At 34.1% G+C, this 1,371-nt stretch carries 1 protein-coding gene; it reads right to left on the bottom strand.

Going from position 1 to position 1,371, the window contains the following annotated elements; genetic code table 11:
- Positions 1 to 349: 349 nt before the first annotated feature.
- A complete protein-coding gene (locus QX565_RS10120; protein ID WP_002558923.1) occupies positions 350 to 1,198 on the bottom strand; it encodes a hypothetical protein in 849 nt (282 codons plus the stop codon).
- Positions 1,199 to 1,371: the final 173 nt, after the last annotated feature.

Below are 1,371 nucleotides of genomic sequence, written 5' to 3'. Positions count from 1 at the left end.
ATATCATCTTTAAGGCTTCTTTTTATCAGACAAGATTTCTTATTTAAAGATCTCAACTTTTTATTACCTCTAATACATATGCTAAGTTCTATCAGAACTTAGCCTTTCCTTATTTATAAGTATGGTTAACTTTTTATTAATTGTTTTAAGAGGCAATGTTATCATTAAACAAAGGCCGAGAGAATTCCTTGAGAATTACTTCATAGCAAAGATAAGAATAGTTTTAATATCAAGAACATTAATTTGCATTTATTTCGATTTATATTTATTAATTCACAATAACACAGGGCGGCGTATTACATTTTAATGAAACATAAATAGAAACAATGAACTTTGTGCGGTATTTACCCTATGGTTCTTCTATATTTAAAGAGTGGAATTCTATTAATCCAGTCATTGGGGTTTCTTCAATAATATCAAGTTCTACTCCAAAACCACGAGCGACTTCTCTTAATATTTCGGAGTAGCTGTATGCTACTGAACCAACAAAACGAATAGGGTAACTTTTATAATCATACTGACACACACTACGGATAAAAAAGTTTTTCAAATTATTGGTTAACAAGCTATAAACATAGTCATTGTCTAGATAATCTGCTAAGAAATAAGATATAGTAGCGAGGAATCGATTCGGAAATGGTAAATTGTAGACAGATTCCATAGCGTCATTTGCAGTTATACGAAACTTATCATAAAAGTCTGTTGCAATATATTTAGGAGCTAATCCTTTAAGAACGTCAGCCAGAAAAAGTTTTCCTAACACGGCACCGCTTCCCTCGTCACCTAATATGTAACCTGCGGCTTTCACATTTTTAACAACGATTTTACCATCGTAGAAACATGAATTGGAACCAGTTCCTAAGATGCAGGCAATACCAGCTTCGCATTTAAACAAACCGCGTGCAGCTGCCAACAAATCGCTTTCAACTTGAATAGGAGTCTTGAATTGTGCTACCAGAGAGGCACCCAATATGTTTTTCTTCTCATAAGATGTACATCCGGCGCCATAATAATATACCTGATCCAACTTCTTTTTAAAGAAGGACTCTGGCAAACCGAGTCTTACACTTCTGCTTATTTCTCTTCTGGTCTGGAAAAAAGGATTCAGTCCTTCCGTAAAAGCTCTCTGTACGAGATGATTATCTTCAACAAGAGCCCACTCAGTTCTTGTAGAACCACTTTCTGCGATAAGTTTCATTCCGTATTCTTTTTTGATTTGGTTACAAATATATAACCTTTTTTGCTATATCTTTCATTCTTCAACAAGATTTTCTTTAGCGCCAAACTAAATCCGCGAGAATCACGAAAGTACATTTATGCTCATGCAATGAAATACTGCAAAGCATATATCATATAGTTCTGATAGAACTT

Source organism: Bacteroides sp. 41_26, assembly GCF_949740115.1.
Classification (GTDB): Bacteria; Bacteroidota; Bacteroidia; order Bacteroidales; family Bacteroidaceae; genus Bacteroides; species Bacteroides nordii.
Note: the sequence above shows the minus strand (reverse complement) of the source record. Positions and strands in the feature narration are given on the sequence as shown.